This is a genomic window from Sporosarcina sp. FSL K6-6792 (assembly GCF_038004885.1).
Lineage (GTDB): Bacteria > Bacillota > Bacilli > Bacillales_A > Planococcaceae > Sporosarcina > Sporosarcina psychrophila.
On sequence record NZ_JBBOSA010000001.1, the window covers coordinates 484,118 to 509,806 of the forward strand.

Consider the following 25,689-nt stretch of genomic DNA (forward strand, 5'->3'; position numbering starts at 1 on the left):
CGTCAAATACTCCCCACCTTCTAACCTCTTTCGTGTTGTGTGATAATCACATTAACATCAATGGTTAGGAGGTTTTTTCATGACGAGAGACGAACGACGAGCCATGTGGCAGTCGCGAATTGAAGCATTTAATGCAAGTGGTGAATCTAGCGTAACAGCCTGGTGTGCTGCAAATGATATCAGTATTCCAAGCATGTATACTTGGCTCAAAAAAGATTGGCAAAAAACAGATACTGCACCCACAGCCCCAGAGTGGCTTACGTTTGATACACTCAATTCAAATGTGGCTATTTCTACTCAATTAACACTGGCAATAGGTGTTGTTTCCATCCAAATTGAAGAGGGCTTCAACCCCGCACTTTTAGGGGAAGTACTTCAGGTACTTCAAATGCATGTTAAGTAAAACACCCATCAATCGTGTGTACTTAGCCTGTGGACGTACTGATTTACGAAAATCGATTGATGGATTAGCTGTCATTGTTCAAGAAAGCTTTCAACTTGACCCGTTTTCCCCTAGTTTATTTGTCTTCTGTAATCGTAAGCGTGACAAGCTTAAAATTCTTCACTGGGATCATAATGGATTTTGGCTCTACTACCGAAGGTTAGAAAACGGTCTATTTCAGTGGCCCGATGGAAAAACAATACAGCCACTGTCGATTAGCTATCAACAATTACACTGGCTACTCGATGGCTTACCATATGAACAAAAACAAGCCCATCCAAAACTTTCTGCGAAAATTATTATTTGAAAAAGGAATTCGACAAATTGTGTCGAATTCCTTTTATTATGGAAAAATCAGTAGCGGTCATCTCATCTACAATTGAAGAACTCGCAGCGAAAAACATGGAGTTGGAAAAACAAAATGAAGCGCTACAGGCTAAACTCAACTGGTTAGAAGAACAATTTCGCCTCAGCCAACAACGGAAATTTGGCGCTTCTAGTGAAAAAACCAATCCAGACCAAATCGCACTCTCTCTTTTCAACGAAGCTGAAGTCACAGCGGATGAAAAGGTAGAGGAACCAACGCTTGAATCGATTACCTATCGTCGTAAAAAACGTACGGGCCAAATCGAAGCGATGCTTGAAAACCTGCCAACTGAAACGATTCACTATCGTTTATCAGATGAGGAACAGGCTTGTTTGTGTTGCGGTGAACAAGTACACGAAATGAGTACAGAAGTACGCCGCGAGTTAAAAGTCATTCCGGCTCAAGTGAAGGTCGTTGAACATATACGCCATGTCTACAGCTGCCGCAATTGTGAACGCGAAGGCACTGAAACTCCAATTGTCACAGCAAAGATGCCAGCACCTATGTATCCAGGTAGTTTGGCTTCACCTTCGGCGATGGCCTATATCATGAACCAAAAGTATGTCGAAGGCATGCCTCTTTATCGTCAGGAAAAACAATTGGAGCGCTTAGGCGTCCCTTTATCACGTCAAACATTGGCTAACTGGATGATGCATGGAGCAAGCCATTGGCTTAGCCATCTTTATAATCGCTTTCAAACTCATTTATTGGGGCAAAGTGTTCTCTTTGCGGATGAAACAACGCTTCAAGTACTTTCCGAACCAGGGCGTCCGACGACATCTAAGTCGTATATGTGGTTGTATCGAACGGGGTGTGATGTACCAGCCATTGTATTGTACGATTACCAACAAACAAGGGCTGCCAAGCATCCAAAAGCCTTCCTTTCTGGCTTTGAAGGATTTCTGCATGTCGATGGCTATCAGGGGTATAACGATATACCGAAGGTGAAACTGGTGGGGTGTTGGGCCCATGCCCGTAGAAAATTCGACGAAGCGCTCACTACGTTGCCTGCGGAAGCAAAGAATAAAGAAACACCTTGCGCAGCGGAAGAAGGATTCCAATTCTGTAATCAATTATTCGCCATCGAGCGAAAGTTAAAGGATGTCAGTCCTGACGAACGCCAAAAAGAACGATTTGAACGTAGTCAGCCTGTGCTGGATGCTTTTTCAGTATGGTTACAAAAGCAAAGCTCCCGCGTCACGCCTAAAAGCGCGCTCGGACAAGCCATCAAATATTGCCGAAACCAATGGCCACGTCTAACAACATTTTTACAAGACGGTCGCTTAGAAATCGATAATAATCGAAGTGAGCGCGCTATAAAGCCCTTCGTGATTGGTCGGAAAAATTGGCTTTTCTCTCAATCTATGAAAGGTGCAAAAGCCAGCGCAATCGCCTATAGTATCGTGGAAACTGCCAAAGAAAATCAGCTAAATCCGTTGATTTACTTAACTTTCGTATTTGAACAGCTGCCTTTAATAGATCTGACGGATCCCAAAGCGATCGATCAACTGCTTCCATGGTCGAAGACTCTTCCGGTAGATTGCCACGTCCCGAATAAAACTAAATAAAGCATATAATAAGCGCCCCCTGAAGAACAGGTGGGTGCTATTTGACGCTTACGAGGGGAAGAACATGTAGGATATAGTGCAGGACTGGGAAAAGAGGATTATCAGTCTGGAACAGAACTATTCAGAAGTTCAACGTGAAGTGAAAAAATGACCGACACAATCGTTAACAGCTCGACTCGTTGTCAGTGAGAAGGTTAAATTGAACAAAGCAAGAGCGACCCGTCCACAGATTAGTAGGGAGGTCGCCAATTCGAAGATGAAGTAAAGTAGTGAATGGGATGGATGCATTCAAAGAGAAAGAACGATAAATTGTTATTTTTGATAAGTATATGGACACATTTGGTCGGCGTATTGCTCTACAGAATGTGGGACTGGATATGAGATAGTTTCTTTCACTCTGTTACAGTCCTTTGGGGGTCCGATAAATGTAGAAGGCTCAACGGGAGCAATTGCTTTTTTCCATTGACTCTCATCCATACAATAGGTATGTGCCATAATATTCGAAGGCGTTAATTTTAAGAGGTCAGACCCTAGAATTACTTCCGGAGTTGGTGCATCAAAAATACCTAAAAAATGAGTGTTATTAGCAGTAGCTACTATATAGTGCCACCATCCTTGCGGCACGTTTGCAACTTGCCCAGGGGTAATAGGATAATTTTGGATTTCTTTTGTAAAAGGATTCAGAAATGAAACAGTACAAGCTCCAGAAATACAATAAACAAGCTCTGCAGCATGTTGATGGTAATGTGGCTCGATGACATTGCCAGCGCTAAGAAAGATATCAAGTAATGACACATTTTCTAATGTGTTTAATTGCTTGATACCTAACACATTAATAAAATTTTGATTGTCTTTTTTGAAACTCGGACTGTCATTTACGTCAAAAGTGAACTGAGTTGCTGGTGAAGTGTAATCAATACTCGAACTCATAAGTACATCCTTCCTTATATGATGTCAAATATGCATTGGTAGCATACTTTTACAGGATATGTATGAATCCACTTTAGTGTGAAGGGTCATTTACTTTCTTGCGCTGATACATGTGCGGTCCGATAAACAGCGGACACATTATGTGAAATAAAAAAAGCCATTAAAAAAAGAAATAGACTTAATCGTCTACTTCCTTCTGCATCGCTTCCCATTGTGCTTTATGTTTAGATTTTGGGATGCCATGATACTGTTCATAGCAGCACATTCTACAAGAACAATGGACTTTTCCTTTGCTTAATGTCCCACGCACGGGCATGGACTCGCCTTCTCGTTGCAGAGCATCTTTTAGAATTGCCCATTTTCTTTGAATGATTCTCTCTCGCTGATGGCGAGTATAGGCTTTGGAACGGTTTTTCATTTGGATCAGCTCCCTTGGAGAAACCCGAGCTTGCAAGGCACGTCAAGGGGTGTTGCAGCACGCCCTACAAGCTGGGTATTGAGCTGATCAACTGTATTAATATAATCATGGCTTAGTTCCTTTCATTATGTATTAAATGATAGTACCACAGAGGCAATCGGAACACATTATGAAAACTGTTTAATACACAGTTTGAACATCAAGCGAAAGAGCGATATATGAATCCGATAAACTTAATAGCAAACATATCAAACGCATATCACGCACGTATTACCGAGTGAGGATAATACGGATATCATGCCTAAATTGATTGAAACAACAAAAGTAAGTGAATAATAAAAGTACATTATTGTTGTTCCAAGAAATGAGGGCATGTTATGAGTAAGAAATCGACGGGAGAGGAAGAATATGTGAATATAACTTATTATTTCACGGTGATATTCACAGCAATTGGAACCGTTTTAGTCTTCTATTTTTTGTACCAAAAAGTAGGGAGGGTAGATCTTTTTATTATTTTACTTTCAACCTCTGCAGGCGGTATACCTATAGGGTTCATTGGTGCATTTATTGATTATAAGGTTTCAGCATATAAGTTTGAAAAGAGAAGTTATGAGCAATGAAAAAAGTCGGAATTCCTCTCGTATAACACTGGGAGGGGATTGGTAATGGCGGAATTAATAATAGAGTTTGCTATAGTGGATAAGTACTCCGGTTAGCTATACACACATGGCACTATTCGCAACACTACCCTCATAACGTGATAGAATGTAAACTAGACACTCTATTGAATGTTTGGTTATTTTGTGTTTTCACTGGGATATGTGATGTGATTGCAGCACCACACACTAATTATTATTTTAAATCTACGGTTTGCTATGCTAGACAGAAAGCTCGAATTATAAAAAATAGCGAACCACTTGGGTAGCATGACAAAGAGCCATCTATGAAGATTTATTTAATTGTAAGACGGCTTATTTTATTTAGTGTTACATGCCACTTTAGTGTGAAAAGATACTCTCCATTACAGTGTTGTCCCAGCAGTTTTCTCTTCTTGACATGCTTGGAATAAAGTCAAGTTTCTTTGATTGTTTATGGTGTTGAAGTGATGTAAAGACAGTTCCTTGATCAATATGGAGAAGAAAACCTTCCATCCTAGATAGGATAATTAGAGATCTTGCATAGACTAGACTATACCCTACTTTGTCCGTTTTAGGGGGATGACCAGAGTTTCCCTCAGCAATGAACGCCCAGAGCTATTTGTTTTACTGAAAGAAAGGAACGAGTAAATGTCTAAAAAAGTAACTAAACAAAACGCATTTCTTATTATTTTCGCGATTTTTGCGATATCCATTAACATGAGGCCAGCTATCACTTCCATTGGGCCAATGCTTGAAACAATTCGTGAGCAGTTGACGTTATCTAATGCACAGGTGAGTCTATTGACGGCGGTACCTGTCATTTGTATGGGCGTTTTTGCCTCAATGGCACCGGTGTTGAACCGGAAATTTGGATTGAAGTATACAATCTATGCAATGCTTATACTAATTGGACTAATGACCGCTTTACGCGGGTTCATTTCCAGTTTTTTAATTCTAATCGGAACAGCCTTCCTTATAGGTATCGCTATTGCAGTAATCGGGCCACTCCTTTCCGCAATGATCAAGCAGTATTTCCCGGACCGCGCTGCATCTGTTATCGGAATTTATTCATTCGGGATGGGGGTCGGGTCTGCAGCTAGTGCAGGACTGACGGCTGTATTTTTTGATAGAACAGGATCCTACTTGTTTGCACTTAGTATTTGGTCCATGCTAGCACTTCTCGGTCTAGTTGCCTGGTTTTTAGCAATGAGAGGGAACATGGAAGTACGTCAACTCGATTCCGTTGTCGTGAAGGGGAAACAGAAAAAGGTGAGATCCCCATGGAAAACACGGAAGGCATGGCTATTCTTACTATTTTTCGGTTTGCAGTCATCTGCATTCTTTTCAATTATTACTTGGCTCGCGCCAATTGCAATTTCTTCCGGAATGACATTGCTGCAGGCGGGAACTCTCCTTAGTATTATGACGACGGTCCAAATCTTTTTAAACATTCTCCTACCTTTGCTGATGGAGCGTTTTCCAGCACGAAAGTTTTGGCTTATGCTAATGCTCATCGCGGGGATGCTCGCAGTCGCGCTGTTCTGGACAGGGATCCATCCACTCATGTGGGCAGGCGCATTCATCATGGGGATACCACTTGGCGGTTTATTCCCCATAGCACTTCTTTTACCACTTGACGAGACAAAGACAGCTGAGGAAGCAAGTTCTTGGACTGCAATGATGCAAACAGGCGGTTTCATCATAGGGGGATTATTGCCTCTTCTGATTGCAGTTGTTTATGACGGGACGTCGAACCATCATTATACGTTCGGCATTATCATGTTACTGTATGTGATGATGCTCATCCTGACGTTTATGATTGGCGATAAAAAAATGCGTGAAGAATAATGAAGTAAATAGAGTGAAAACCCCACAGAGAAATATGTTCTTTGTGGGGTTTATTCAATTTAAGAGCTTTTAGAATAGAACTATTTTTACACTTCAGCTATAAATAAACATTTAAATGGTATTTTTACATTAAAAAAAGGTTTCCATTCGGTTCAAGAATGCTTTTGCAGATTGACTTAAATATTTATCAGTACGATAAAACATCTCTAAGTTCCTAGTGGGGGAATCCTTAATTGGAATAGCACGGATACCGAGTGACTGGAAACTTTCAATTAGTTGACTAGGTTGAATAGTAGCCCCAATCCCTGCTTTTACAAGTTGAAACAAAGATGTGGCTGATCCTGTTTCCATCAGGGCATCGATAGCAATTTCTTGACTTAAACACCAAGTCTCAATCAAATCTCGTCCAGAGAATCCCTTCGGATACATAACTAAAGGCAGATTTTCTAAGTCAGCAGGCAAGATAATACCTTTGTCTGCTAATTCATGGTCTTTAGTAACGAAAAGACTATACGATTCGGTATAAAAAGGGATGCGATTTAAACGACTGTCTGGTTGAATCGCTAGCCCAACACCAATATCAACTTCATTTTCTAACACCTTATTTAAAATATCAATAGATGGAATCACTTGCACTTTAGTATTTGGAAATTCTTTGTGAAAATCGATTAGTAATGCTGTTAATCGATAATCAAGATCGGATGGTAATACTGCTACACGTAAGTGACCGGTATTCAGATTTGTCAGATCTTCTATAGCATTTTTTGCGTTTTCTAGTTGTTGAACAATTTGCAATGCGTAGTGCTCAAGAAGATTACCTGCTTCGGTCTTAACGGTCTTTTTTCCAAGACGATCGAACAGAGGTAGGCCTAATTCATCTTCCAATACCCGTATTTGCTGACTTAGGGTTGGTTGTGAAATACCTAGTTTGTAGGCAGCTTCAGTAAAATGAAGTTCTTTGCATAACATAAGGAAATAGTGTAACTGCCTGATTTCCATTTAACATACTCCTTTTATGATAGTTTTTGGCTATGGTTTGTATAGAAAAAATAGTATTGAACTATTATAAGCGCAAATATACAATGAATGCAATGCTTAAGAAAGGAGATGTTTCACATGCGTTTTGTTTATCTTGTAATGATTATATTTTTTGTTTCATTAAATTTAAGACCGTCAATTACTTCTGTTGGTCCTTTACTTGATATCATCCAAACGGATTTAGGTATGAGCGGGGTGACAGCTAGTTTACTAACCGCACTACCGGTTTTTTGTATGGGGCTATTTGCTATATTGGCCATTAAGTTAAATAAGCGTTTAGGAATGGAGAAATCTCTGTTTATAGCAATGTCTTTGATATTCATTGCTACATTCCTTCGTATGTTCGTTCATAATAGCTTTTTGTTGTTTGCGACAGCTTTATTCTCCGGGATTGGAATAGGGATTGCTGGACCATTAATTACAGGATTTATAAAAAAATACTTTTCCAATAATCATGGTTTAATGGGGGTTTATTCCGTGTCAATGGTGATTGGAGCAGCGGTTGCATCCAGTCTTTCCGTGCCTACATACCAGAGGATGAATGAATCTTGGCAACACGCATTAGGTTTTTGGAGTATATTAGCGGTTCCTGCATTTTTACTACTTATACCACTTCTAAACAAAGCAGAAAAGAGTACAGATACCTTGCCTATTTCAGCTTTGTTTGTAAAAAATAAAAGGGTGACATTATTCATGTTGTTTTTTGGGTGCATGGCGGCTATCTTTTATTCGCTAACAGCTTGGTTGGCTCCAATCGTACAATCAATGGGTTTCAGCTATTCTCAATCCGGTTTGATTCTGACTCTATTTACAGTAATCCAAATTCCCATAAGCTTTTTAATACCTATACTCGTTAGCAAAACGGGTAATAGAAAAGTTTGGTTACTAGTCTGTAGTTTTTCAGAAATAATAGGGATTTTGATTTTACTGCTAAATTACTCTCCGTGGGTAGCTACAGTTTTCCTTGGTATCGGGGCTGGTGGTTTGTTTCCTTTGGCACTATTGCTACCTATTCAAGAGGCCAAAAATATTGAAGAAACAGTGTCTTGGTCTGCGATGATGCAATTTGGCGGTTATCTACTCGGGGCCCTCGGTCCTTCATTTATTGGATTAACAATTGATGTTTTTGATAACTTTGTTCCAGCATTGGGAGGACTATTGATCATTTTATGTGTAATGCTTTTCACAATCTTAAAAATAGGGAACAATGAACAATCGATTCATTGATTTGGCACTGTGAAAATTTAATGTTGTTTTTTTATTGGGTGTTTAATATTTTCTAATACTTAAAGCCAAGCAGGATGATTGTCAAGACACTTTGTTACAACACCGTTAAAACATTGTATCCACCTTTGAGCCTACGATAATAATTATTAACGCACGTCTGTTGATTAACCATTTTCTTGCATAAATAACAAGTAAGAAAAGGCTTGAAAACCTCCATTTTCACTGGATCATTTCCGGTTCGCTTTCGGCACACCCTTTTCGATCATCTTATTGTGAATAAGTACCTATCGCAAACCTACACTGTTTAAGTGAAAAGTACAGCTGCTTTAGTAAGGTTTATGACCCTATAGAAAGTGACACTTCCTAAAATAAGTAAAGAAAAGACCATAAAGAAAGTTTCAGCCGCCAAAATTGCATCTTTGGCGGCTTTTATCCAGTGAGGAGCCCCTCTCTTCCCTCGTTCCCAAAAGCATTAGCACTTCGTGTACCTTTGCCTTTGGAGAGCGACGGATGAACGACCACCAGACGATTACTGAAGAAAATGTATAGGAATGCGGCGAAGTCGCATTCCTATACATAAAAATAGCTCAGTTATGTATAGAAGTTGTTCAATCCAAAGCAAGCCAGAAGCAACTGTAAACCGATCGCGTAGTAGTCAATTAAGTTATTAATTGGTTGTTTTTGGTTAATCAACAAGTGTGTTATTAACGTTCTATAAGTAATAAAAACCCTTTGCACGAATTTCACTATCAGATTTATATTGATTGAAAGGTCATTCAACAATCCTAATAAACTGCCTCTATAAAATGGGCATGCTCAGCAATTGTTCTTTTTATTGTGATTCTACAATAAGAAGGTAGAATTTAGAATAGTAGCTACGTTTAACTGTGAAAAATTGGAGAGAAAAATCAACAATAACATTTACCAAAGCTGATAAAATCACAGAAATTGAGTTAACAATAAATAAGTAGGTGAAAAAATGGAAATTATATATGAGACTAAACGTTTATATCTATGTGTGTTTAATGACTCTCACTTAGATGCAGTGAAAAAGTTTTGGGGTGATGAAGAAGTGATGGCATTATGCGATGGTGCTTCTTCAAGTGATGTGTTGGGCCGAGTTATCGAAGGCTATAGGAAATGTCATGAAATTAACGGTTTATCCGTGTACGCAGTAAAAGATAAAGAATCTAAAGAAATTATAGGTGCTGCTGGATTAAATTGTGTGAATTCATTAAGCGAAGTGGAATTAATTTATCATTATAGTAAAAAGTTTTGGGGCAAAGGTTTCGCAACAGAAGCAGCTTACGCATGTTTAGAAATCGCCAAAAATCATGGGGAAGTACAGGTTATCACTGCTTCTGCAAGTCCAGAAAATAAAGGGTCTTTAAAAGTATTAGAAAAGATTGGATTTCCTTTTAAATGCATGAAATGGTTTGAAGATACAGAGCAAGAAGAACTTTATTATGAATACAGGATATAGAAGTTATAAATAATCTACGAACCATAATGAATTGACAATAAAAAATCTCTAGAATCTCTTTTCTTTTTTTCCTATTTCATGATAGAGTAGTGCCTTATGCTTCACGCGCAACTCTGATTTCGCTTTTTATGTTACCGTCGCGCGTATGTATCAACGGTTGAAATACTGTTGCTTTAAAAAACAGTTTGACAATCACCTCAAAATGGGCAAATTTTTCATACCTACTTGCTATCTGTGCTTGGAAGCTTTATGCGGTACATCTACGACATATAATAGCAAGTAAAGGATTTCTATCCATTCAAGACTGTATTGAATACACTCTTGATAGTAATTTTAGCGAGTTTTATCGAATATGGTTACATAGAGTTAATCGAAGACAAAAGGTAGACGAGCATTATTAGGAATTACCTAAAAAGGTTTGCTGAAAAATAAGGGGGTGCTGCATGTTAGATTTGAATCCGGATCAATTTATTTTGAAACCGGCATTTGCCACTATTCATTGTGAGCCGACTTGGAAATGGAAAAAGCGCGATAAACCGTTCCCTAATTATGATTTATTTTATGTTTGGAGCGGTGAAGGAATATTGGTACTAAACGGAAAGTCTTATGATATACAAAAAGGGCACTGTTTTCTTTTTAAACATGGAGACGTAACAACTGCCACGCATAATCCCCAAGACCCCCTAGTATTAACCTATATTCATTTCGACTTAACTGAAACACCACAATTGGTCCCTACCGCCCATCGGCTGGTTGAAAATACTTTCAGTTTTGAATCACTCTTAACTCAATACGTTCGCTTGTTATTAGTGAAAACATTTGGAATGGAAATAGAGGCAAAGCTCATCTTAAAGCAACTAATGATTCACCTATTGAGAGCAGAAGAAGAAAAGGTAGAGCAAATGGCTTACACGAGCAATATCTTGCTGGAAACTGTTCGGGAAATAGCTAACTATATTCAGCAGCATCCCGGTGAACAACATTCAATTGGAAGTTTAGCAGCTCGAGCCAACCTTTCTCCAAGATATTTTTCTCTGAAGTTTAAACAAATAATTGGCCATACGGTTAGATCATATATCATTCGTTCGCGCATTGAACGAGCGGAACATTTACTCCGTTATTCAGGTATGACAGTGACAGAAGCTGCGTATGTCCTTGGATACAGCGATCTCCATTTTTTCAGCAGACAATTTAAAAAGTACACAGGTAAAAACCCTTCAGAAATTCGTTAAACTCGCCAGGCTCTTATGCTTGGCTTTTTTTATTGCAAATTTACGGTATCACTAAAAAAGTGCAAATGTTTAAGCAATAAGTCTAAATCAATTCCATTTTATAATCGATATTATAAAAGTAGAAAATGAATTCAAATAGTAGAGGAGAACAGAGGTAGGTTGGGCTATTTAAGAAGTATGGAGGTAGTCATTGAATGTAATGAGTACATCATAAGCAAAATGTCATGAATGTTTTGGGGGAATAGATATGTCAGCTGATTATATACAACAACTGTTTGCAGACCGTTTAGGGGGTCCGCAATTTGGTTTAAAAGAGGAAATCTATAAATTTGAAAAAATAAAGAGAATAAAAAAAGAAGCATTGCAGGCAAATCCTCATATGGAATTGATCGATCTTGGCGTTGGAGAGCCTGATGCAATGGCAGATGAAGCAGTTGTGGAAATATTGGCAGAAGAAGCAAAGAAGCCTGAAAATCGCATGTATGCGGATAATGGGATAGTTGAGTTGAAGCATGCAGCTGCCAAATATATGAAACATGTATTTGGAGTGTATGACCTCGACCCAGAAACCGAGATCAACCATTCGATCGGATCAAAGTCAGCCTTGGCGATGCTTCCTGCAGCCTTCATCAATTCTGGTGATATTACACTTATGCCATCGCCCAGTTATCCTATTTTAGGTACTCACACAGAATACTACGGAGGAGAAATTGTCCATCTGCCGCTATTGGAGAGTAATTCATATCTGCCAAAACTAGATTCATTGAATGAGGGTATTCTCAAGAAAGCGAAGCTACTTTACTTGAATTATCCGAACAACCCAACAGGGGCTGTAGCAACTGTAGAATTCTTTGAGGAAGTAGTCCAATTTGCAAAGAAAAATCAATTGATCGTTGTGCATGATGCTTCTTATGCTGCTCTCGTATTCGATGATGAAAAGCCGTTAAGCTTCCTTTCTGTACCCGGGGCAAAGGAGATTGGAATAGAGCTTCATTCCTTATCGAAATCATTCAATATGACAGGCTGGCGCATTGGTTTTATGGCAGGAAATTCGAAACTTGTCAAAGTGATTAAGGCAGTGAAGGACACTATTGACTCTGGTCAATTTATCGCCATACAAAAAGCAGCGGCATTTGCCCTTTCTCATCCAGAAATTACAGAACAAACTGTAGCTAAGTATTCACGGCGTCACAATCTTTTGGAAAAAGTTTTACGTGAGTGTGGCTTTACTGTTAAAAAACCGAAAGGATCATTTTTCTTATATACAAAGATACCAAAAGCGGTAGCAAGCGGTCCTCACTTTCAGTCAGCGGAAGAGTTTAGCCAATATTTATTACGTGAACATTTAATATCCAGTGTTCCATGGGATGATGCCGGACACTATGTGCGATTTTCGGTTACGTTTCAAGCGAAAGGAGTGAAAGAAGAGCAACGAGTAATCACTGAAATCAAAGCGAGGTTGAGTACATCCAAATTCATCTTTTAAGGGGGGGATAAAGTTGTTGTTTACTAAAATGCATGGTTTGGGAAACTCCTACGTTATTTTCAATCAATTAGAAACTGAAATGGACTACCAAGACTATAATCAGCTTGCTCAAATAGTCTCTGATGTGAACTTCGGTATCGGGTCTGACGGCATAATAATAATAGGCTCTTCGGATATAGCAGATTTTCAAATGAGAATTTTTAACGTGGATGGATCGGAAGCGAGGAATTGTGGCAACGGATTGCGTTGTGTAGCAAAGATTCTTTTTGATCAAAAGTACGCTACAACATCTCCTTTTACAATTGAAACGTTGGGTGCGGTGGTGAGTTTAGAAGTAGATGTAGACCATGAAAAGTACGTGCAGTATGTAACTGTTGATATGGGCGAGCCCAAACTACTAAAAAATAGGATACCGATGCAAGGAGATCCATTCTCGGTTGCGATAAATGAACCGCATTCTTTTGGAGGAGATGTGTATTACATGACTTGTGTATCGATTGGGAATCCACATGCAATCATGTTTGTTGATGATGTGAATGAAGTGCCATTAGATAAAATAGGTCCTGTAATTGAACACTCTGATTTGTTCCCGGAACGAATAAACGTCGGAATTGTTCATGTCAAGAACAGCCAAGAAATTGATTATCGAGTGTGGGAACGTGGATCGGGTATAACAATGGCTTGCGGAACAGGGGCTTGCGCTGCGGTAGTAGCTGCCACATTAAACGATATGTTGGATAGACATCTTCCGATAACCGTTCATCTACCTGGAGGAGACTTGACGGTAAGCTGGGATGAACATGGCCACATTTGGAAAAGAGGAAAAGCAACATATATCTGCCATGGAGAATTGGGGAGAGACACCTATATTAATGGTTCAGTAATCGATGAAGGCAATGATTTTAGACAAAAGGGGAGGATCTAAGTATGAACAGAGAATCTATTTTAGATTTGGCTAAGATGCAAAATGTAAGGTATGTTCGACTACAATTTACAGACTTATTCGGAAAAATTAAAAATGTTGAAATTCCGATTAGTCAGTTGCCAAAAGCACTCGATAACAAAATGATGTTTGATGGCTCATCAATTGAAGGGTTTGTACGTATTGAAGAATCTGATATGTATTTATACCCAGATTTAGATACGTTTATTATCTTTCCTTTTACAACAGAAAAAGGAAAGATCGCGCGTCTCATCTGTGATATTTATCATCCAGATGGAACACCATTTGAAGGTGACCCTCGCAATAATCTCAAAAGGATTTTAAATGAAATGAAAGTACTTGGGTTTTCTGATTTCAATGTTGGACCTGAACCTGAATTTTTCTTATTTAAACTCAATGACAAGGGTGAACCATCATTGGAATTGAATGATCATGGCGGTTATTTTGATCTTGCACCAACTGACTTAGGGGAAACTTGCCGTCGCGATATCGTATTTGAACTGGAAGAAATGGGATTTGAGATTGAAGCTTCCCATCATGAAGTAGCACCGGGCCAGCATGAAATTGACTTTAAATATCAAAGTGCCATAAGAGCCTGTGATGATATTCAAACCTTTAAGCTTATCGTTAAAACAATTGCTCGCAAACATGGGCTACACGCGACATTTATGCCTAAACCATTATTCGGCATAAATGGATCTGGCATGCATTGTAACTTGAGCTTATTCAAAAATGGCGAAAATGCATTTTATGATCCTAACGGTTCGCTAGAAATAAGTGATACTGCAAGAAATTTTGTGGCCGGAATTCTGAAACATGCTCAGAGTTTTACTGCTATTACAAACCCTACTGTAAACTCCTACAAAAGGTTAGTTCCCGGGTATGAGGCGCCATGCTATGTGGCTTGGTCAGCAAGAAATAGAAGTGCACTTATTCGAATCCCCGCATCACGTGGAATGAGTACACGTGTAGAAGTTCGTAGTGTTGACCCTGCTGCAAATCCGTATTTAGCCATGGCTGTCTTGTTAGCTGCGGGATTAGATGGCATTAAAAATAAATTAACACCTCCTGAAACAATTAACAAAAATATCTATGTGATGTCAAAAGAAGAGCGGGAAAAAACCGGAATCATTGATTTGCCGGCTACTTTAGCTGAGGCACTAAAAAAATTAAAAGCAGACAAAGTGATTACTCAAGCTATAGGCAGCCATTTGTTGGAACGGTTTATTGAAGCAAAAGAAATTGAATGGGATATGTATAGGACACAAGTACACCCATGGGAACGCGATCAATATCTGTCGCAATATTAATGAAGCGGTGGATAGTGAAAAAAAGCTAATATGTAAATTTCTAATGAGAAGGAGTGATTGCGAGTGTGTGGAATAACAGGATGGATTGATTGGCATCAAGATTTGACACAGCAAGTATTCATTGTGGAAAAGATGGCGAATTCATTGGCGAAGCGTGGTCCGGATGCTTCTAATGTATGGAGTTCGCGCCATCTGTTACTTGGTCATACCCGGCTTATAGTTGTCGATCCTGCCGGAGGTATACAGCCGATGTCAATAGAAAAAAACAACCATACTTTTACTATCGTATATAACGGAGAGCTTTATAATACAGAAGAAATTAGAAAGGAATTACTACAAAGAGGGTACTCTTTTCAGTCATATTCCGATACGGAAGTGTTACTGACGGCATATATCGAGTGGGGAGAAAATTGCGTAAAGCATCTAAATGGGATTTTTGCATTTGCTGTTTGGGATCAACACCGGGAGCAGCTTTTTATGGCAAGAGACCGACTTGGTGTCAAACCTCTATTTTACCGTGAAGAAAACGGATCGCTCATATTTGGTTCAGAGATTAAAGCAATACTGGCACATCCAAAAGTGAAAAGTGAAGTAGACAGGGAGGGGTTTCAGGAAATATTTGGATTAGGTCCATCTCGGACTCCTGGTCATGGTGTCTTTCGGGGCATTAATGAACTTCGCCCAGCTCATGCATTAATTTACAATCGAAATGGACTGAAAACTTGGCGGTATTGGAATGTAGAAAGCAAAAAGCATCATCATACGTTAGATGAGACGGCTGAACAAGTAAAAATTCTTGTAAAGGATGCCGTTGAGCGCCAGTTAGTTGCTGATGTACCTGTTTGTACATTCTTATCTGGAGGAATTGATTCGAGTGCTATTAGTTCATTTGCTTCAGAATATTTTAAAAAAGAGGGACGCGGTACCCTTCATACGTACTCCATTGACTACGAGCACAACAATCAATATTTCAAAGCGAGTTCCTTTCAGCCTGATCAAGATGCACCATGGATAGAGAAAATGCAACAATATTTGGGGTCTATTCATCACTCGGCTATTATAAATAATGATCAGCTGGCAAATCTGTTGGAAGAAGCAGTGATGATGAGAGATTTACCTGGTATGGCAGACGTAGACTCATCATTGTTATGGTTTTGCGAACAGATGAAACAAGATTATACAGTTGCATTGTCTGGTGAGTGTGCGGATGAGATCTTCGGAGGATATCCATGGTTCTATAAAGAAGAACTGCTGCACGGAAAGGAGTTTCCGTGGATGCGGTCCCAAACGGAAAGACAGCAGCTGTTGCTTCCGCATTGGCAAAAGAAACTCGATTTGGAAGGGTATGTGAGGGAGCGCTATAACGAAACGATTAGTGAAGTGCCTCATCTAGGGGGAGAAACCCAAATAGAAGCACGGCACCGGGAAATGTCTTATTTAAATATGATTTGGTTTATGTCAACGCTTCTGGAGCGAAAAGATCGCATGAGTATGGGAGCAAGTTTAGAAGTACGGGTTCCATTCGCCGATCACCGAATTGTTGAATATGCCTGGAACATACCGTGGGAAATGAAAATGCTGAACGGCCAAGAGAAAGGAATATTACGAAAGGCTTTAGAAGGAGTACTTCCTAATGAAATTCTATACCGGAAAAAGAGTCCGTACCCTAAAACACATCATCAAACATATATGAAACTCGTAAAGACTAAGTTAAACAACATCCTAGATAATAAAACATCTCCCCTACTAGAACTTGTCTCAAAACAAAGAGTCAAGGACATCATCGATTCAGACGGATCCTCATTCAAAGTTCCTTGGTTCGGTCAGCTTATGACAGGCCCCCAACTCATCGCCCACCTATCCCAAATTAACATGTGGTTAGTAAACTACAACATAAACATCATTGATAACTAATCTCCTTCGTTCTTTATTGTTTTTAAGTGGCCGCAAGCAGCAAACGTTTTATGTCAGTGACTCCGCTCATTTATATAGCTTGCTTGACGTGTGAATAAAGTAACCCCACGGGAATTAGAATAATCCTTGGGGTTATTATTCCCATATTATTTCGTTCAAAAGGTTTTTTCGCTTACCTTAAGAAAGAGAGGAAACCCTTGAGAATATAACCACAAAATGAACATGGATTTCAGGATATATTCATAATTAATTACTCCTTTGACGTAGCTAATGAAATTATAAATACTGCTGAATTTAATTGTATGAATTTATTAAGTAATATAGAATTAACTTATCATTACAATGAAAAATATAGTGGCAAAGGTTTCGCAAGAGAAACAGCGCATTCTTACATAAAAATTGCCAGAAATCATGTGGAAGTGTACGTGGTCACAGGATCTGGAAGTCCTGATAGTCAAAGGTCACTAAAGGTATTGGAAAAGGTCGGCTTTACTTTTTTAGGTATGAAATGATTTGAGGATACGGGCCAGGATGAACCTAACTATGAGTATCCTTTTTAACTAATCATCCATAAACTGTATTGGATGCAACCAAAAAAAGCTTGATAATCCATTTTCTTTGTTGTAGGATATTAACTAATTCGATTTCAATGAATTTTAACTATACTTGTAACAGCGATGATAAAGACATGAATTGTTTTGATGGTTTCCAGAGAGGGAAGTATTGCTGAAATCTTCCTAACTTAGAAAAACAATTTACCACTTTTGAGCTGCATGAAGCCGTCTATGCTACGTTACAGCACCATGAGCAAACGCCATTGTTGGATGGTGTTAGAAATTTGGGTGGAATCACGAGCAAACACACTCGTCCCTTTACTAGGGATGGGTGTGTTTATTTGTATAGAAATATAACTGAATAACGATAAAAGCGATGACAAAGACATGAATTATTTTGATGGTTTCCAGAGAGGGAAGTATTGCTGAGAACTTCCTAACGCAGAAGATAATTTACCACTTTTGAGCTGTATTAGTGAAATGAAGTAACTAATTCCGTTAATGCTACGTTACAGCGCCATGAGTTAACACCATTGTTGGATGGTGTTAGAAATTTGGGTGGAATCACGGGTAAATCATACTCGTCCCTTTATTTGGGACGGGTATTTTTTTATACAAAAAATTAGATGGGGTGTTTTAAGATGAATGACAAGCAAATTGAGATTCGATTTCCAGACGGTAGCCGAAAGAATTTTCCTCTAGGTATTACATTAGCGGATATTGCACAGTCCATTAGCTTAAGTTTGAGAAAGAATGTTGTAGCGGGAAAAGTGAATGATCAATTATATGATTTATCACAATGCATTATGGAGGATGCTGCGATTACACTTATCACAAAGGAATCGATAGAAGGACTCGAAGTTCTAAGGCACACAACTGCACATGTGCTAGGGCAGGCGGTTAAAAGACTTTATGACGATTCGAAGTTAGGGATTGGACCCATAATTGAACACGGTTTTTACTATGACTTTCTATCGGATACAAGCGTCACTTCGAATGATTTAGTAATGATTGAAAAAAAGATGCAAGCTATTATCGAAGAAGATTTGAAAATTGAACGTATAGAAGTCACGTATGGAGAGGCAGAAGAACTATTTGAGAAGCGTGGCGAATTGTTTAAATTAGAACTATTAAAAGACATACCAGCGGACGAGAAAATTTCCCTTTATAAACAAGGAGAATTTATAGACCTTTGCCGCGGACCACATTTACCGTCAACTGGATGGATAAAAGCATTCAAGTTAACGCAGGTGTCAGGTGCTTATTGGCGGGGAGATAGTGATAATCAAGTGATGCAACGTATCTATGGAATTTCCTTTTTGAAAAAGAAAGACTTAGAACAGCATTTGTATTTTTTGGAGGAAGCAGAAAAAAGGGATCATCGAAAACTTGGAAAGCAACTTGAATTATTCATGTTCTCTGAGGAAGCACCAGGCATGCCGTTCTATTTACCGAATGGGCAGATAATACGCACTGAGCTAGAGAACTTTTCACGTGCACTTCAGACGAAGGCGGGGTACGCAGAAGTCCGCACGCCTTTCATGATGAATCAACGTCTGTGGGAGCAATCGGGGCACTGGGATCATTACCATGAGAATATGTATTTTTCAGAAGTGGAAAACGCAAAATTTGCGATGAAGCCGATGAACTGTCCTGGCCATATGCTAATTTTCAAAAATAGTCTTCATTCATACCGTGATTTACCAATACGTATGGCTGAATTCGGTCAAGTCCATCGCCATGAATTTAGTGGTGCTCTTAACGGACTATTAAGGGTTCGAACATTTTGCCAAGACGATGCGCATATTTTTGTGAGGCATAATCAAATTAAAAGCGAAATAAAGCAAGTTATTCATCTTATTGATGAAGTTTATCGAACTTTTGGTTTTGAATATTCGATTGAACTTTCAACTAGGCCAGAACAATCACTAGGAAGTGATGAGATTTGGAATGATTCAGAAGAGGCTCTAAAGAATGTATTAGAGGATCTAGCGGTTACTTATCAATTAAATGAGGGGGATGGTGCATTTTACGGACCAAAAATTGACTTCCATATTAAAGATGCACTTGGACGCAGCCACCAATGCGGCACAATTCAACTCGATTTCCAAATGCCTGAAAAGTTTGACCTCACGTATATTGATGAAAACAACGAAAAAGTTCGGCCGGTGGTCATTCACCGTGCAATTTTTGGCTCAATCGATCGTTTTTTCGGCATACTGATTGAACATTTTGCAGGTGCTTTTCCAACATGGCTCGCTCCTAGGCAAGTACAAATTGTTCCTGTTTCAAGTGTACATTTGGATTACGCATTGTGTGTACAGTCCGTTTTAAGAAATGAAGGCATACGTGTTGAAATTGATCAGCGGAACGAAAAGTTAGGTTACAAGGTAAGAGAAGCCCAACTTCAGAAGGTTTCTTATACACTTATTCTTGGTGACAAAGAGGTTAGTGATGGAACTGTGAATGTTCGGGAATTTGGTAGTCAGAAAACGGAGTGTTTATCTATTGAAGGCTTTGCTTTGTTGATTAAACAACAGATAGAGCAGCGTGTCCTTTAAGAATCTCAAATCTTCGAAATTGTGAGTAGTTGGAATTGACGGTATAATTAGTTAAAAGTATATCTTTCCTATAAGTACAGGGGGGAATTGTCAATAGTAGAAGTTATACGTTTAAGACGTGAAATCACTAGTTTTCAGGAGAAAGAAATTCTGGGGACCTACTGGATCAAATCATAGATTCAGCTTTATGCACCTTCAGGGAATAATTTTCCTTCCCGTGAATTTATCGTCATTGAAAAACGTGGAAAAATTGGCTGTTTTGAAAAACGACACCCTTCATGAAATGGCTGTCTACTGCGCAAGTGGCGATTGTTGTGACTGGGCGACCTGGTATCAGTAAATAGTGGCTGCAAGATGCATCCATCGCGACAGCATTTATGTGGTTAGCTGCAACGGATCTACAGCTCGGCGTTGGGTTTGATGCTGTCTATCATTCAGAGGATGCAGAAGAGTCGAGGGTTCGTGAAACAGATGTGAGGGAAGCTTTAAACATCCCGTCAGACCTAAAATTGTTGCAATTCTAGGTCTTGGTTTTCCTATAGAAAAACCAAAAGTCAAAAAAATATTGAATCGAGATGATATCGTCCATTACGAATTATTTCAAACCGACATCGAATAATAAAAAATGCTTACCTGGATTAGTTATTTCAGTTCTGAGTAGGCATTTTTTAGTTGGGCATAGTTTGACGCATACGTTTACTTAATACTTATCTTTACTTTCCGATACTATTGCTATTATTTTTACGTAAAATGTAATATTAAATGCAACAAAACATAAAAGTCCCCATTAACCATGACTCAGGCGATGTTAGCGAGTTCTTCTAACAAGCACTCTTATGGCGTGCGGTAGTCTAGAATCTTTCTAGGTAGACGGTTGCGCCAGTCCTCGGCGTAACGGATTGTTTCTTCCACATCAGAGTTACGAAATCCTGCAGCAACTCACCTTCACAAGGCCGGTAATGCTCACTATTAATTATTTGAAGGTCCAACATAAATTTCATCCTTGCATCGTTTGCTTTCCCATCCCCTTCAGCATTATAATAATCTCCTCGATCACAATTTCCGGTTCATCGTGATGAATATAATGTCCGCTCCGACAAGCAATCCGGTGTTTGCTTGACGTTGACAGCCACTGGAAATCTACTTGCAGCCTTTGCTCAATTTCCAGTATTTCCTTATCAGGCCATTCCCCGTCACTCTTATCCGGTAAGCCTCTTGTGATAATTGAGAGAGGAATGTCACTTATTCGGAAATAATCAACGATTTGTTTATAACTCTGTACCTTATCGATCTTCTCACTATTTAACATAGGATTCTCGAAATATTCCCTATTTCCTGCAACCAACTTTTCAGGCAAAACCTTTTCATACGCAAGCTCTTTATATTCGGGCGCAGCATCAACCAAAATTATACCGGAAATGACCTGCGGATAAAGGCTTGCATACAATCTGGCGACCAAACCGCCAAAAGAATGCCCCACCAATACATAGGGCGGTTGGACCTCAAGCTCTAGCAACAATTCGGAAAGCTCCTCTACCAGATCAAGGCAAGTCCGCGGGGCGGATGTCACACGGCTCCTGCCAACACCCGCCCTGTCGTAAGAAAAGGTAGATGTTTCCTGAGATATTCGGCCTTGGACCTCGTTCCAAGTCTCACAACTATCGCCTAATCCAGCTATGAAAATTACGCTCGGTGTACTTTTTTGTGAATATTTACTGTACAGCCTGCGGTTATCGCAGGTATCAATTAACTTTTTACGTTGAATAGTCACTTTTAATCACCCATTTAAATTATAAGCTAAACACTATTAATTTTTCTACCTTAAATGCAATAAATCATGAAAGTACAGACGAACCGTTACTCAAGCTATATTGGAGAGTTCTTCTAAGAAGCATTCTTCAGGCGTTTGATACCCAAGAATCTTTCTAGGCAGGCGATTACACTAGTTTTCTGCATAGCGAATTGTATCTTCAGAAACTGAAGTGATTGTTTTCCACTTCGGGATAAAACGATGGATTAATCCATTATGGTCCTCATCCGTTCCACGTTCGCAAGATGTATAGGGATGGGCAAAGAAGACCTCTGTACCTTCACGGAAGACGGAAGTATTAAGTTCGGAGAATTCGGATCCGTTATCAGCGATAATTGTTTTAAACAGCTTTGCGAAGTTAGTCTCGTAGATCACAGAAAGCAGCACTTACCGCTTAGCTACTCTTGGCAAGAATCCTTAAGGTGATCTCCTTACGGGTTTTACGTTCAGTAATTGTGAAAGGTGCCTCGTCCTGGCTCTTCTTTCCGATGGCAGTATCGATTTCCCAATCGCCGAATACTTCACGATCCTCGACTTCAGTCGGGCGCTCTTCGATACTACGACCAAGAACACGCTTGTTTACCCGGCTTCTTTTTGTTTTTGTGTTTAGGCGAACCTTCATAGGTAAATCAATATTTTTGACAGTGATGAGTCTGAGCTCAATATAGTTGTAAAATGTTTTTGTACAAACGCGTGCCTTATCAAAGAGATTGTTGCGCTACGCAAATCCGCAGACGTCGTCGGGTGACCACTCATCATTCAATATCTTAGCCTCTGCAAACTTGATAAATTCAATGGTTTCATCAAGCTTGGGTTTGGCACCGCAAGCTTTCTGATTTTCTTGGTATTTGACCTGGGTGTCTCTGGGAAGTGGGCTTCGTACATTGTGCGGCCGGTTTTCAACTGTGTTACGGTACCACGCTTTAATTCACGCCAGATTATACTACGGTCATAGTCGATCGAGTTTGAGATGTCCTGCATGGATTTTCCCTTCGCCGTGAAGCGCTGCAATCATGCCTCGTTTATAGGTGCGTTTAAATGTGGTAGAATGTGTTTGTGCCATAGATAAACCTCCGTATTGATTGTGTTTTAGTCGACCTGATCATACACGGTTTGTCTGTGGCTTTTCATGTTTTAAGGTTGTTGCATTTGATTATACAACTAGTCAAAATAAGAAAGCTTGACTTGAAGGGAATGAAATTCATGGATGTTGTATTTAAAACTGAAAAAGCTGTATTTAATTATCGAGTAGCTGGAATTTGGATTGAAAATGGGCATGTTTTATTACATCGGGATGTAAATGAGTCGCAATGGTCGCTTCCTGGGGGAAGAGTTGAAATTGCGGAGGATTCGCAAAGCAGCCTTAAAAGGGAATTTCGTGAAGAATTGGGAATTGACGTGCATGTGGACCGAATGGCTTTGGTCATCGAGAATTTCTTTGAACATGGCGGGAGAGATTTTCATGAAATTGGCTTTTATTATGCGATAACATCAAAGGGGAATCCATCTTCATATAACGAAGCCCCTTTTCATGGCATTGAAGGCGAGCGATTAATATTTAAATGGACACCAATCAAAGAACTGAATGAAGTCGCATTATACCCTGAATGTTTACGTGCCGTTTTAAAAGATATGACGCCGTATATCCAACATTTTGTAGTTAAATAATAGAAGTTTATCAATCTTAATTCTAGTAAAATTGATTATTCTTTTAGAACAGGAAAAACTAAATAATGAGTACTTTGATAAGCGCTCATTATTCAGTTTTTTACATATATGATGGGACTTAGCTTGGAAGTCCTGCTTTAATCCCAAAAATAAAGAATATCATAGAAATTGCTAGTAGTTTAACGAAATACATTGTCGGGCACTCCAGTTCTTACTGTTACGACCAGTGCCCTGCGATAAATTCATCCCGACCAGAAAGTGCGCGGTCTTCTTCGTAATGCTCTTGTTCTTTTGCGTGATAATCCTGGTGATAGTCTTCTGCACGGTAAAATGTTTCAGTGGGACGGATTGGTGTCACAATCGGTTTAGAGAATGTACCGCTTGCACCAAGTTTATCTTTAGACGTTTCGGCAATTTGACGCTGCTCATCTGTATAATAGAAGATAGCTGTTGAATACGAATGTCCGCGGTCTTGGAATTGTCCATCTGCATCGGTCGGGTCGATTTGCTGCCAAAATACATCCAGTAATTTATCATAGGAAAAAACGGATGGATCATATGTGATTTCGACGACCTCTAAATGACCAGAGTCGCCCTTTTTGACATCTTCATATGTAGGATTCACAACATGTCCTCCCATATAACCGGATACGACGTCGTGGATACCGTCCCACTCTTTAAATGGTTTCACCATACACCAAAAACAACCACCAGCAAATGTGGCTTTTTCAACTATTTCTTTAGTCATCGTTACCAACACCCTTTCATTGCATATAAGTAAATTGTATCATAATTAGAATAGTAGAAAATAGTTGTTTGCCTCTGTTTAGTACAACAGCAAAAAGAGCGCCTACTAAGCGCTCTTACAGTTGAGAGATGCTAATGAGCGGTTGAGATTGGATTATTTTTTATATTAATAGATGAAGCTTGCGCCAATGATTATCAATAGTATAAAAAGCACAACAAGCAAAGCAAACGAGCTACCTTCTCCACCACCATGTTCACGTCCCATATCTTACACCACCTTTCTTCACCAACATCTATGTAACATATGCAGGGATGTAATGGGGGGAGTGGGGAACTGTTGTAAATCGACCATTATAGAATAAATATTAATGGATATAACTACATTAACAGACCTAGATCCGCGCAAAAAATAGTTAAGGTTAACCTCAAGGGCCCATCGTGTTATAATTGAAATAATTAGACGCAACCAAGAGACTTCCTGTTCGTCCTAATGGAGATATCACTTTTTGGAGGAATCAATAATGGAAGAACATTATGAAGGGCCAGTACCGAAAAGAAGAAGAAAGAAAAAACTTCGCATCGGCAGGGTCATCTTTTTAATAGTCACACTCTGTTTTATCGGAGTTGGGTTGTATTCATATACTGAATACAATGCGGGGAAATCGTTGGCAAAAAACAATGGGATTGACCCGGGTCCGTTTAAAGGGGATGCTACAGATCCGAAGTATACATCCGTTGAAAATTACTTACTGCTCGGTGTGGACGATGATGGCAGTGGGAAATCGCGGACAGATACGATGATGGTGCTATCTTGGGATAAGGGTGCTGGGAAGATACGGGTGATTTCATTTATGCGTGATATTTATGCGGAGATTCCAGCATACAAGTCGTATAAGTTAAATACCGCCTATTATCTCGGCAAACTGCAGACTACGAAAGACACGATAACAGGGATGTTTGGTGTCCCTATTCATCACTATGCAATTGTTGATTTTGCTAACTTTGAATCGATTGTTGATATTGCGTTTCCAGGCGGAGTAGAGATTGATGTTAAAAAAGAAATGTCAGAAAAGATTGGCGTTACACTTATGCCAGGAAAAAAACAGTTGAACGGCAAGGAATTACTTGGCTATGCGCGTTTTCGTGCAGATGAAGAAGGTGATTTTGGTCGAGTTGCACGACAACAAGAAGTAATCTCTGCGATGAAGGACGAAGCGATGCGACCAGGAATGATTGCAAATGTGCCGAAGCTTGCAGGAGCGTTATCAGGTTTCATAAATACGGACTTAACGTCAAAAGACGAAATTTCACGTGCAATCTCCCTTATAATGAAAAAAGGTGCAGAAGTTGAAACGATGACTGTTCCAATAGAGGGATCCTATTCATTTAATTCGTATCCACACGCTGGATCTGTTATTGAAGTGGATAAAGTGAAAAATAAAGAGGCGATCTCAAAATTCCTTAATATGAAGTTGGATTAATAGCACAAACTTGACGAGAGTAGA

General features: G+C 39.4%; 22 protein-coding genes, 1 pseudogene and 1 other annotated feature. Of the genes and pseudogenes, 16 read left to right on the forward strand and 7 right to left on the reverse strand.

All coding sequences use genetic code 11. The features are described from left to right. Positions 1 to 79: 79 nt before the first annotated feature. The 3 genes from tnpA to tnpC are packed head-to-tail and all read left to right on the forward strand — an operon-like array spanning position 80 to position 2,377. Entirely contained in the window at positions 80 to 403 is a 324-nt protein-coding gene (tnpA, locus tag MKZ26_RS02305; protein WP_340764104.1) for an IS66 family insertion sequence element accessory protein TnpA, read from the forward strand. Next, on the forward strand, positions 393 to 749 hold the full coding sequence (gene tnpB, locus MKZ26_RS02310; RefSeq protein ID WP_340764106.1) for an IS66 family insertion sequence element accessory protein TnpB: 357 nt from the start codon (positions 393 to 395) through the stop codon (positions 747 to 749). Before tnpA ends, tnpB begins: the two co-directional genes overlap by 11 nt. Positions 750 to 775: 26 nt before the next feature. Then, a complete protein-coding gene (gene tnpC, locus MKZ26_RS02315; RefSeq protein WP_445683447.1) occupies positions 776 to 2,377 on the forward strand; it encodes an IS66 family transposase in 1,602 nt (533 codons plus the stop codon). Positions 2,378 to 2,689: 312 nt separating this feature from the next. Here tnpC and MKZ26_RS02320 read toward each other — a convergent pair whose 3' ends face one another. Together MKZ26_RS02320 and MKZ26_RS02325 are read right to left on the reverse strand one after the other, a co-directional pair. Continuing rightward, a complete protein-coding gene (locus tag MKZ26_RS02320) occupies positions 2,690 to 3,307 on the reverse strand; it encodes a cupin domain-containing protein (RefSeq protein ID WP_340764108.1) in 618 nt (205 codons plus the stop codon). A 178-nt stretch (positions 3,308 to 3,485) separates the two neighbouring features. Next, positions 3,486 to 3,725: a hypothetical protein gene (locus tag MKZ26_RS02325; RefSeq protein WP_340764109.1), complete on the reverse strand. Its 240-nt coding sequence runs from the start codon at positions 3,723 to 3,725 to the stop codon at positions 3,486 to 3,488. A 377-nt stretch (positions 3,726 to 4,102) separates the two neighbouring features. Between MKZ26_RS02325 and MKZ26_RS02330 the strand changes: the two genes are divergently transcribed. Together MKZ26_RS02330 and MKZ26_RS02335 are read left to right on the forward strand one after the other, a co-directional pair. Then, positions 4,103 to 4,345, forward strand: coding sequence for a hypothetical protein (locus MKZ26_RS02330; RefSeq protein WP_340764110.1), 243 nt, complete (start codon positions 4,103 to 4,105; stop codon positions 4,343 to 4,345). Between the two features lie 666 nt (positions 4,346 to 5,011). Further along, positions 5,012 to 6,211 carry an MFS transporter gene (locus MKZ26_RS02335; protein ID WP_340764111.1) on the forward strand — a complete coding sequence of 400 codons (1,200 nt, stop codon included), beginning with the start codon at positions 5,012 to 5,014 and terminating at the stop codon, positions 6,209 to 6,211. A 129-nt stretch (positions 6,212 to 6,340) separates the two neighbouring features. On the opposite strand, the gene MKZ26_RS02340 is transcribed toward MKZ26_RS02335, so the two are convergent. Then, on the reverse strand, positions 6,341 to 7,210 hold the full coding sequence (locus MKZ26_RS02340; RefSeq protein WP_340764112.1) for a LysR substrate-binding domain-containing protein: 870 nt from the start codon (positions 7,208 to 7,210) through the stop codon (positions 6,341 to 6,343). A 117-nt stretch (positions 7,211 to 7,327) separates the two neighbouring features. Between MKZ26_RS02340 and MKZ26_RS02345 the strand changes: the two genes are divergently transcribed. From MKZ26_RS02345 to thrS, 9 genes are all read left to right on the forward strand, one after another. Then, positions 7,328 to 8,476: an MFS transporter gene (locus MKZ26_RS02345; protein WP_340764113.1), complete on the forward strand. Its 1,149-nt coding sequence runs from the start codon at positions 7,328 to 7,330 to the stop codon at positions 8,474 to 8,476. Positions 8,477 to 9,455: 979 nt separating this feature from the next. Further along, positions 9,456 to 9,959 carry a GNAT family N-acetyltransferase gene (locus tag MKZ26_RS02350; protein ID WP_340764115.1) on the forward strand — a complete coding sequence of 168 codons (504 nt, stop codon included), beginning with the start codon at positions 9,456 to 9,458 and terminating at the stop codon, positions 9,957 to 9,959. A gap of 443 nt (positions 9,960 to 10,402) precedes the next feature. Then, positions 10,403 to 11,191, forward strand: a complete 789-nt coding sequence (locus tag MKZ26_RS02355; RefSeq protein ID WP_340764116.1) for an AraC family transcriptional regulator — start codon at positions 10,403 to 10,405, stop codon at positions 11,189 to 11,191. Positions 11,192 to 11,438: 247 nt separating this feature from the next. Further along, the gene (locus tag MKZ26_RS02360; protein WP_340764118.1) at positions 11,439 to 12,677 is read left to right on the forward strand and encodes an LL-diaminopimelate aminotransferase; all 1,239 of its coding nucleotides are present in this window, start codon (positions 11,439 to 11,441) and stop codon (positions 12,675 to 12,677) included. 13 nt (positions 12,678 to 12,690) lie between these two features. Then, positions 12,691 to 13,602 carry a diaminopimelate epimerase gene (dapF, locus tag MKZ26_RS02365; RefSeq protein WP_340764119.1) on the forward strand — a complete coding sequence of 304 codons (912 nt, stop codon included), beginning with the start codon at positions 12,691 to 12,693 and terminating at the stop codon, positions 13,600 to 13,602. Positions 13,603 to 13,604: 2 nt separating this feature from the next. After that, positions 13,605 to 14,930, forward strand: coding sequence for a type I glutamate--ammonia ligase (gene glnA, locus MKZ26_RS02370; protein WP_340764121.1), 1,326 nt, complete (start codon positions 13,605 to 13,607; stop codon positions 14,928 to 14,930). Between the two features lie 63 nt (positions 14,931 to 14,993). Beyond that, positions 14,994 to 16,844, forward strand: coding sequence for an asparagine synthase (glutamine-hydrolyzing) (gene asnB / locus MKZ26_RS02375; protein WP_340764124.1), 1,851 nt, complete (start codon positions 14,994 to 14,996; stop codon positions 16,842 to 16,844). A 278-nt stretch (positions 16,845 to 17,122) separates the two neighbouring features. Continuing rightward, positions 17,123 to 17,356, forward strand: coding sequence for a GNAT family N-acetyltransferase (locus tag MKZ26_RS22295; protein ID WP_445683448.1), 234 nt, complete (start codon positions 17,123 to 17,125; stop codon positions 17,354 to 17,356). A 409-nt stretch (positions 17,357 to 17,765) separates the two neighbouring features. Next, positions 17,766 to 17,990, forward strand: a binding site (T-box leader). Positions 17,991 to 18,039: 49 nt separating this feature from the next. Continuing rightward, on the forward strand, positions 18,040 to 19,959 hold the full coding sequence (thrS, locus tag MKZ26_RS02380; protein WP_340764126.1) for a threonine--tRNA ligase: 1,920 nt from the start codon (positions 18,040 to 18,042) through the stop codon (positions 19,957 to 19,959). 997 nt (positions 19,960 to 20,956) lie between these two features. Here thrS and MKZ26_RS02385 read toward each other — a convergent pair. Both MKZ26_RS02385 and MKZ26_RS02390 read right to left on the reverse strand, forming a co-directional pair. Beyond that, a complete protein-coding gene (locus MKZ26_RS02385) occupies positions 20,957 to 21,730 on the reverse strand; it encodes an alpha/beta fold hydrolase (protein ID WP_187044882.1) in 774 nt (257 codons plus the stop codon). 90 nt (positions 21,731 to 21,820) lie between these two features. After that, positions 21,821 to 22,832, reverse strand: a pseudogene (locus MKZ26_RS02390) (IS30 family transposase). An 86-nt stretch (positions 22,833 to 22,918) separates the two neighbouring features. Here MKZ26_RS02390 and MKZ26_RS02395 point away from each other — a divergent pair. Further along, the gene (locus MKZ26_RS02395; protein ID WP_255428430.1) at positions 22,919 to 23,437 is read left to right on the forward strand and encodes an NUDIX hydrolase; all 519 of its coding nucleotides are present in this window, start codon (positions 22,919 to 22,921) and stop codon (positions 23,435 to 23,437) included. A 217-nt stretch (positions 23,438 to 23,654) separates the two neighbouring features. Here the strand turns inward: MKZ26_RS02395 and msrA are convergent, their stop codons facing one another. Together msrA and MKZ26_RS02405 are read right to left on the reverse strand one after the other, a co-directional pair. Further along, positions 23,655 to 24,185 (reverse strand): peptide-methionine (S)-S-oxide reductase MsrA, encoded by a 531-nt coding sequence (msrA, locus tag MKZ26_RS02400; protein ID WP_187044881.1) that lies wholly within the window; start codon positions 24,183 to 24,185, stop codon positions 23,655 to 23,657. A 165-nt stretch (positions 24,186 to 24,350) separates the two neighbouring features. Then, positions 24,351 to 24,449, reverse strand: coding sequence for a YjcZ family sporulation protein (locus tag MKZ26_RS02405; RefSeq protein WP_082786576.1), 99 nt, complete (start codon positions 24,447 to 24,449; stop codon positions 24,351 to 24,353). Between the two features lie 256 nt (positions 24,450 to 24,705). On the opposite strand from MKZ26_RS02405, the gene MKZ26_RS02410 reads away from it, so the two are divergent. Beyond that, positions 24,706 to 25,665 carry an LCP family protein gene (locus tag MKZ26_RS02410; RefSeq protein ID WP_340764131.1) on the forward strand — a complete coding sequence of 320 codons (960 nt, stop codon included), beginning with the start codon at positions 24,706 to 24,708 and terminating at the stop codon, positions 25,663 to 25,665. Positions 25,666 to 25,689 lie beyond the last annotated feature (24 nt).